Source organism: Streptomyces sp. NPDC044061 (assembly GCF_056434305.1).
In genome coordinates this window covers 33,335-40,842 of the sequence record NZ_JBWKFL010000058.1, presented here as the reverse complement: position 1 = coordinate 40,842, position 7,508 = coordinate 33,335, and the positions used below count along the sequence as shown (strand labels likewise).

At 68.1% G+C, this 7,508-nt stretch carries 7 protein-coding genes and 3 pseudogenes; 3 read left to right on the top strand and 7 right to left on the bottom strand.

Annotated features, from left to right (window positions below; translation table 11 throughout):
* Nucleotides 1-86: 86 nt before the first annotated feature.
* Nucleotides 87-869, bottom strand: coding sequence for an ISL3 family transposase (locus AC07CM_RS44550; RefSeq protein ID WP_478882273.1), 783 nt, complete (start codon nucleotides 867-869; stop codon nucleotides 87-89).
* 82 nt (nucleotides 870-951) lie between these two features.
* Nucleotides 952-1,560: pseudogene (locus AC07CM_RS44545) on the bottom strand (ISL3 family transposase); the annotation flags it as partial.
* A 375-nt stretch (nucleotides 1,561-1,935) separates the two neighbouring features.
* Here AC07CM_RS44545 and AC07CM_RS44540 point away from each other — a divergent pair.
* Nucleotides 1,936-2,649, top strand: coding sequence for a UPF0158 family protein (locus tag AC07CM_RS44540; RefSeq protein ID WP_478882272.1), 714 nt, complete (start codon nucleotides 1,936-1,938; stop codon nucleotides 2,647-2,649).
* A gap of 282 nt (nucleotides 2,650-2,931) precedes the next feature.
* On the opposite strand, the pseudogene AC07CM_RS44535 reads toward AC07CM_RS44540, so the two are convergent.
* Nucleotides 2,932-3,074: pseudogene (locus AC07CM_RS44535) on the bottom strand (IS5/IS1182 family transposase); the annotation flags it as partial.
* Between the two features lie 94 nt (nucleotides 3,075-3,168).
* On the opposite strand from AC07CM_RS44535, the gene AC07CM_RS44530 reads away from it, so the two are divergent.
* The gene (locus tag AC07CM_RS44530) at nucleotides 3,169-3,468 is read left to right on the top strand and encodes a type II toxin -antitoxin system TacA 1-like antitoxin (protein ID WP_478882271.1); all 300 of its coding nucleotides are present in this window, start codon (nucleotides 3,169-3,171) and stop codon (nucleotides 3,466-3,468) included.
* Nucleotides 3,465-3,851, top strand: coding sequence for a fic family toxin-antitoxin system, toxin component (locus AC07CM_RS44525; protein ID WP_478882270.1), 387 nt, complete (start codon nucleotides 3,465-3,467; stop codon nucleotides 3,849-3,851). Before AC07CM_RS44530 ends, AC07CM_RS44525 begins: the two co-directional genes overlap by 4 nt.
* Before the next feature lie 535 nt (nucleotides 3,852-4,386).
* Here AC07CM_RS44525 and AC07CM_RS44520 read toward each other — a convergent pair.
* The 4 genes and pseudogenes from AC07CM_RS44520 to AC07CM_RS44505 all read right to left on the bottom strand — a co-directional run bounded on the left by AC07CM_RS44520 (nucleotide 4,387) and on the right by AC07CM_RS44505 (nucleotide 7,377).
* Nucleotides 4,387-4,647, bottom strand: a complete 261-nt coding sequence (locus tag AC07CM_RS44520; protein ID WP_478882269.1) for a hypothetical protein — start codon at nucleotides 4,645-4,647, stop codon at nucleotides 4,387-4,389.
* Nucleotides 4,648-5,311: 664 nt separating this feature from the next.
* On the bottom strand, nucleotides 5,312-6,097 hold the full coding sequence (locus AC07CM_RS44515; RefSeq protein WP_478882268.1) for an SAM-dependent methyltransferase: 786 nt from the start codon (nucleotides 6,095-6,097) through the stop codon (nucleotides 5,312-5,314).
* A gap of 225 nt (nucleotides 6,098-6,322) precedes the next feature.
* Nucleotides 6,323-6,557, bottom strand: a pseudogene (locus AC07CM_RS44510) (IS701 family transposase); the annotation flags it as partial.
* Nucleotides 6,541-7,377 (bottom strand): helix-turn-helix domain-containing protein, encoded by an 837-nt coding sequence (locus AC07CM_RS44505; protein ID WP_478882267.1) that lies wholly within the window; start codon nucleotides 7,375-7,377, stop codon nucleotides 6,541-6,543. The gene AC07CM_RS44505 and the pseudogene AC07CM_RS44510, both read right to left, overlap by 17 nt.
* Nucleotides 7,378-7,508: the final 131 nt, after the last annotated feature.

The window sequence follows — 7,508 nt, the reverse complement described above, 5'->3', positions numbered from 1 at the left end:
GATCGACCGCCGGTCACCCCAAACCATCGACCTCGGAATCCCGGCTCCACGACGGCCGGACACCCCAACAGACCAAGATCGCTAGTTCAGAGAATGCGGAGCAGGTCGAAGCTGGCTCGGCCGAACATCTGCCGCTTCAGCATCTTGATCTTGTTGTTGTGGCCTTCGACGACGCCGGAGCTGTAGCGGAGGCTGAGGCCAGCGACGACGGCGTCGAGGTCCTGGCCGAGGCCGGTGACGAAGGTGTGCAGGGCGGGCAGGTCATCGGCCTGGACGCTGGTGATCCACTGGTCGAGGTGTTTGCCTTGGCGGTCGTTCATCAACTCGGCGAATGCACGGACGTGGTGGGAGGTTCGGTCGAGGGCGGGGCAGCGGGTCAGGATCGCTTTGAGCTGCAGGGCTTGATCGTCGGTGAGGCGGTCGGGGTGGCGGGTGAGCCAGCTGGTCACGTCCCGCACGGACGGTGCTTTGCGGGGCGGGTCGTGCGGGAAGTTCTCGCGGAGCTTGGCCACGTACTTCTTCACGACGCTCTCGCCGCCGGTGTAGCCGCGCTCGCGGACTTCCTCGAACAGGCGGCGGGCGACGGTGCAGCCTTCCGCCCACCGTTGGTGGAGGTAGGGCTTGTAGGGGTCGAGGATGCTGGTGCGGCTGGTCCACCGCCCGACCAGGAGCTCGTCCGCACTCGTCACATGGGCATAGCGGCGGACCGTGTTGCGGGCCAGCCCGAGCCGGCGGGCGATCGTGCGCAGTCCGACGCCTTGGTCGAGGAGATCGTGGACGGCCACATGCTGTTCCCGGACACGGTCGGAGAGCCGGCCGGTTGTCCGGGGCCCGGTGGGAGGGGGTGGTTCGAGGCTCGCGTTCTCCATGTCCGCGAGCGACCCTGGCGGTGGAGGGGTCGTGCGGTTCCCGCAGCAGAGCCCGGTGCTGGACGACCGTCTTCTCGACGGCCTCGGCCAGGTTCGACCATATGTGCCATCGGTCCGCGACGTGGACGGCGTTCGGGGCGCCGAGCCGTCCGGCCTCGGCATAGGCCGTGGAGCGGTCTCTGCAGATCACCTCGACGCCGGGATGCTCGGCGAGCCACCGGGCGACTGTCGACGTCGTCCGGTCCGGCAGCAGGTCGATGGGCTGGTGGGTTTCGATGTCGATCAGGATCGTGCCGTAGTTGTGGCCTTTACGGAGGGCGAAGTCGTCCACCCCGAGCACCCGTGGTGTCGAGGTCTCGGGTTCAGGCAGGCGGCGGATCAACCGCAGCAGCGTCGACCTGCTCACCCCAGCCGCCAGAGCCTGGGACAAACGGGCGCCGGGGCGGCCGGCCAGCATCACCGCCACGCGCTCCAGCACCCTCTGCAATCCGGTGCTGCGTCTGCCGTGGCGGACGGTCAGACCGTCGACCTGCTCAGCGAATGTCGCCTGCTTGCAGGAACGTTGACCACAGCGGAAACGCCGCACCTGTAACTCGATCAGCACCGGGCGCCCGCCGACCGCACTGTCGGCGAGCCGACGTACGTACCGGCTGTGCACCCGGGACGACCGCGTCCCGCACGCCGGACACACGGCTCGCTCCGCAGCCGCCCGGGCCCGCACTGCCACCAACTCGCTGTCAGGCACGACGTTTTCGATCACGACACCCTCGACCTGGTGGAACCACAGGTCCTGGAGGAGAACATCACCCACGGCCGTTCATGATCGCGGTTTCGGTGACCCTCCGTGGCCCTGGCACTGAAAGTGATCCAGAACCAGGGTTCGGCCGTCGCCGAGACCAGGCCCCGGGACGCCGCAGATCCTCGGGATCTCGTGCTGCCGGACGGCTGCATCCTGCAGCGCCGGGGCCGCTACCGGTGGGCCGGACCTCCGCCGGGACGATGCTGGTGGCGAGGTCGCGGTGCTCACAACCGCGCTCGCAGCGCGCCCCGGCGTAGCCTCGCGGGCATGACCGAGGCATGGACCGACCACGCGCTGAAGAGGCTCCGCGCCGCCTGCTACGCCACGGACGGCCCGTCCCTGCTGGCCCTGCTGCGGACACATGACCCCGCCGACGTGCTGCAGCAATGCGGAGACGCACTCACCGCAGCCGCCTCTCGGGATGTGCCCGGCGCCCGGGAGACGGCGGCCGCATGCACGTTGGCCTTGCGCGCCCGGAACTGGCCCGGAGACGAAGTCCTCGCCGAACAGCTCCAGACGGCGGGCGGTGGCGCCGTCTGCATGCTGCGGCCGCTGCCGGTCGATCTGGAGGAACTCTCCGGTCTCCTCGAAGGCGACCCGGCCTACGGTGGTGGCCACATCAACGTCGCCTCCGGCGAATGCCGGCCCACCCTCCCGGACACTGACGAGGCAGGGGACGAGAACGAACCTCAAGACACCGAACGGTGGCTTCATGTCCCGAGCACCGGCTCGCACAACGCCTACCGCGACATGGAAGACTTCACCACCCTCCTCGACGACCAGAATCTCGCCCGATTCCTCAGCATCACGATCCGCGGCCGAGGAGCCTTCCGCCGGTTCAAGGACACGCTGGCCACCTCACCAGCACAGCTACGGCAATACCAACTGTTCGCTGCGGAACGGCAGCACGGCCGGGCCCGGGCCTGGCTCGCCGAACAGGGCTATCGGCCACAGCCGTCGGGCAACCACCGCCCGGGGTGACTTCACGGTCCCCAGTACCGGTAGGCCCCAACCCACTCGCCCCCCTGGGGCGCTGGACCTCCCCTCGTAACGTGAAGTCCCTCATTGCAGCGGAAGTTGAAGTTCATGGGAACCGGGAAAGGGACACAGCACGCCGAGTTCCGTGAAGGTGCTGCACGCATCGTGACCGAGACAGGAAAGCCGATCCTGGAGGTCGCTGAGGAACCCGGTGCCCAACCGGGAACGCTGCGCAGCCGGGTCCCGAGATAGTTGCGCAGTCACCCTGTTTGTCTCGTACGTATCGAGGCTGGTGATTCGCGTGGTACAGCAGCGGAGTTTTCGCAGCAGGCGCCAGGTGGTGGCCATGGCCTGCTCGCCGAAATCCTGGATGCGGGCGGGCGCGGCGTGACCGCGCGTTGACCTGCCGAGAGGCGATCCCGGCCGCGGGGCACCGGCCACCTCATCGGCTGAGCGGGCGCCGCGCTTGGAGGCCTGGTTTGAGTGTGGCCGATCTGCGGTATCGACGGTACCATCGGTACCATGTCTCATCCCAAAGCCATGAACCTACGCTTCCCCGATCCAGCCCAGCGGGCTGCGATCGAGGCCGCAGCAAAACAGGAAGGCGTCAGCCTGCAGGAGTACATCCTCTCGGCTGCCTACGCCCGCGCCACGGCTGTGGAAGAGCGCTTCCTCGAGGCGTTCAGGGAGTCGATGGCCCACAGCGGCGACGCGTTCGCCGAGGGAGCCGGCACAGCCGATGCCAGCTCGCAGCAGCGCGCCACGGAGCAGCAGGCGCGCCGTGAGCTTGAGGAGCAGCGGGAGCGGGGTCATGCAGCGTGACCCAGGACGATCCGCTTCACCCGCTTGATGTGCCCTTCCTTCTGCACGCGGCGGAGCTGTTGCCTGGCGATCCGCAGGTGGACGACTACGGCCCGCTGTATGCGGCGACCGCCCGGGTCAATGCCAGGGCGCTGGAACGCGACATCTACGGCTCCCTCTATCTCAAGGCCGCCGCGCTGCTCCAGACCCTGGCGAAGCTGCCGTCCCTGGAGCACTCAGGCGAGGCCTTCGCCTGGCACTCGACGGAGGCCTACCTGGCCCTGAACGGATGCCGGCTCCACTATCCACCCAAAGAGGCGGTCTCCTTGGTACGGGACACTGCGTCCGGCGCAATGGGGGTCGGCCTGATCGGCCAGCAACTGCGCGCGTGGAACGCTCCCTGACGCCGTGTCGCTTCAGCCCCGGACCCGGCTGCGACCGACGCCCTCCGGCCCCCGCGGCCGGCCGCGGGGGCTGCCGCTAGATAGCCACCGGCACAACCCCAGCCAGCCGGCCCTTGCCGGCCGGCTGTGGCGGCCCGGCCGGGCCGCCACCGACTGCCGCGCGGTCGGTCCACGAGAGTCCGGGAAGAGGTCCGGCCCGCCGCTACGGGGGAAAGCGACGGACCGGAGACCCCCACAATGACACGATCTTGATCGTCGGCTTCAGTACAACCGCATGATCTTCACTGAAAAAGCACGGTACGCCGGTTCAGTACAACGATGCACGATGGTCGAAAGGCAGCGGCAGTTGGTGACAGCGTCGTACGCGGCGCCCAGAGACTGGTAGCGGTTGAAACGATGGCGGGCCGGCCACAGTCCCCTCCAGACTGCGCAGGGCGCCATGACATCCGCCCAGCCCCAAAGGCGCCGCGTCGCCCGGGAAGACACGCCTGCGGCCCCTGAACGAAGTCAACGGCCGCAGACAAGGGGACGGGAGTCAGGAGCGGTGCGCCAACTGGTGTTTGACGACGTCGGCAAGCAGGGTGCGCCAGGGCCTTCGCTCGAAACTCTCGATCAGGGCGGCCCGGCCTGCTGCCACGGACCGATAGAACACGGCCACACCGTCGGGCCTGGCAAGACGTCCGCCCTGAGAGGTCACAGCAGAGTGGGCTGCCCTGCCATGGGTCTCCACGATTCCCAGGATGCGGCCCTCGTATATGACAGGGACCGTCTCCAGACCGGTGAACCGACTCTTCATGCGCGCGCCTTTCGCACATCGTCACGGCGGGAAGCCTGGGCCGGGACACGTACCCGCACGAGACGAGGAAACATCCCCGTACAGGCACTCACCGGCCGATTGACTGTGCGGCACACCATAGCTACCAGCACAACCCCAGCCACTGCCGGCCGACTATGCCGGAACACGGCCTTCCCCCCGGCATCGGCGACCACGAGCCACAACACACGCTGAGACCACGGGATGTGCCACACGGGGAGGCCGGACAGCAGAAACATCCGGCGAGGGCTGTTCGCCAGCCGGTCAGAACCGGGGGCAGCACAGGACGCCGGTGTACTCGTGCACAGCCTGTCCGGCCAGCAGGTGCGCCCGTGCTGGTGGGCGGGGACGAAAGGGCGTCGCGTCAACTGCGGCCTGGCAGCCAGACCGCGGCCCGGGCAAGGGGCAGGGCGGGGGCCCGGCAAGGTACCGGGCCGATTTCGCGTCGTCGCAGGGCCCGGTGGGCCTCAGGGGCATTCCTGGGGTAGCGCTTTGGCGGGTGGTGCGGCCGGGGAAGGGCTGTACCCGCTGCCATTGCGATCTGACGGGCCAGGCACCGAGCTGTTGGCGGTCGATGAGGGGGGCGATGAGGGCCAGCCGCGGCTGCCGGGCAAAGGCAAAGGCCGTGAGCTTCCCCGGTTGCGTGTCAGGGAAGGTGTGCGACTGCGCCGTAGAGGCCGCCGGGCTCCTCCAACGGGGCAGGTGTGTCCTTGAACCACTTCGTCGTGACGACGAGGCCGGGGTCGATCAGGTCGAGGCCGTCGAAGAAGCGGAGGATGTCCGCGCGGGTCCGCAGGGTCAAGGTCACGCCGCCGTCGGCGTACTTCTCGCTGACGGTGGCCGCGAGGTCCGGAAGAAGGTCCGAGGAGCCGTGTGACAGTACGAGGTAACTGCCAGAGGGCAGCGCGTCCACCAGGGTGCGGACAACCTCGTGCGGCTTGTGCTCGTCGGGCACGAAGGGCATGAGTGCGATGAGCGACAGGGCGATCGGGCGGTCGAAATCCAGGATCCGGCAGGCATGTTCAAGGATCGTATGGGGGTCGCGGACATCCGCTTGGATGTAGTCGGTGGCCCCTTCGGGCCTGCCTATCAGGAGGGCCTCGGCGTGCCGCAGCACGATGGGGTCGTAGTCGGTGTAGACAACCCGCGCGGTGGGCATGGCCGCCTGCACGACCTGGTGCAGGTTCGGCACGGTCGGGATACCAGTACCGATGTCGAGGAACTGATCGATGCCCGTGCCGGCCACCCAGGCCATCGCCCGGTGCATGAACTCCCGGTTTTGCCGCGCAGCGGTCTTCGCCGCGGCCGGCAGCGACTCTCCCAGCTCCCAGTCGGGCGGGTAATTGTCCTTGCCACCCAGCAAATAGTCGTACACACGCGCCGGATGAGCCGTGCCGGTGTCTATCCGCACGCCGGGAATGTCAGCCGCCACGAGACCTCCGTTACGCCAAAGTGAACCAAGATCGATGCTACGCGCGCGTCATGGGTTAGTTGGGTGAACCGGAGGTGGCGATGCGGCGTCGAAACCGCAGGACTGACCGTATCGATCGACCCCATTGGATGTGCACACCTCCGGACCAGACCAGAGCGGCCAAGGTGTAGCGGCAGGGCTCGTCCACTAGGGCCAGGCCTCTCCGGCCAGGTCTCCTCCACCCACCCACCTTGATCCAGCGACGCGTGCCAGGATGGCCGACGGCGCCGCTGTGAGTGAATGGCAGCAATGGTAGGCGAGTTCGCCGGTGGTGCGGTTGCGGCGGATCAGCAGCCGGTGCAGCCGCGTCGGCGAGATCGATGACGTCCCAGTCGTCGGAGCGGTATCCCTTCGCGCCTGCACCAGCGGACAGCTTCTCGCGCATCTTCCGCGAGGCCGCTGTGTCACGAAATGGCCCGGAGTCGGCCGTGGGCGTGCCGACGTAGCTGGTCGACGCTCTGCGCCGTCGTGTCGTCGGCTGGGAGGAAGACGACCAGTTGCATTGCGTCCTCGGAGAGTTCGAGTGTCTCGCGCAGCAGCTCGAGTGCATGACCCAAAGGGTGGTTGAGCCGGAGTACTTCGCGTCGCGGGACCACAGGACGGTTCAGCCGAGAGGTGAAGTCCGGGCCGGCAACAGCCGCGAGCTCTGCTGTGAGCCACTCGGAGTAGCCGGCCGACGCTCCGAACCACAGGCCGAACGCCTGCTCGTCCGCGACGACGTCCCAATCGGCGAAGAAGCTCCGGGCGCGAGAGTCGGTGAAGACGTAGCGGGTGAGGTTAGGCGCGTCGGCCTCGAGCAGTCCGGTGCCCCTGGTCACCGCTTCGTATCCGCTGGTGTAGGCGAGGACATCGCCGAGCCTGTTGGTCACCACAGCAATGCCCGGTTCCAGCAGGCGCAGGGTCCGCAGCACCGACGGGCGGATGTCACGGCGTACCGGTGCAGGCCGGGTGTGGGCCCTGCACTCACCGCCGCTGATCTTCGCAAGGTCCCGCAGGTGGGTGCGTTCCGCGGGGTTGAGACTGAGCGCATCGGCGAGCGCATTGACCACCGCCACCGACGGATTACGATCACGGCCCTGCTCAATGCGGGTCAGATATTCGACGCTGATCCCGGCGCGTGCGGCGAGGTCCAGGCGTCGTAGCCCCGGCGACCGGCGGCGGCCGCGGTCCGGCAGCCCCAGCGTCTCCGGCTGGGTGCTGTCGCGCTTGGCCCGGATGAAATCCCCCAAGGGTGTACCCATGCTTTTGAGCCTATGAGGCCACCCGCCGCTCGCACCGTGGTGGGGGGGTGCCTGGTAGGGGGACACCCCCACCGGGAGCGTCCCGCCACTGTGGGGCAACTCCCCCTATTGGTACGCGAAACCACCAAAAC

Coding starts and splice junctions, on each gene's coding strand:
- AC07CM_RS44505 (WP_478882267.1), bottom strand. CDS start 7,377: ATGGGTACACCCTTGGGGGATTTCATCCGGGCCAAGCGCGACAGCACC.
- AC07CM_RS44530 (WP_478882271.1), top strand. CDS start 3,169: ATGTCTCATCCCAAAGCCATGAACCTACGCTTCCCCGATCCAGCCCAG.
- AC07CM_RS44540 (WP_478882272.1), top strand. CDS start 1,936: ATGACCGAGGCATGGACCGACCACGCGCTGAAGAGGCTCCGCGCCGCC.
- AC07CM_RS44550 (WP_478882273.1), bottom strand. CDS start 869: ATGGAGAACGCGAGCCTCGAACCACCCCCTCCCACCGGGCCCCGGACA.
- AC07CM_RS44520 (WP_478882269.1), bottom strand. CDS start 4,647: ATGAAGAGTCGGTTCACCGGTCTGGAGACGGTCCCTGTCATATACGAG.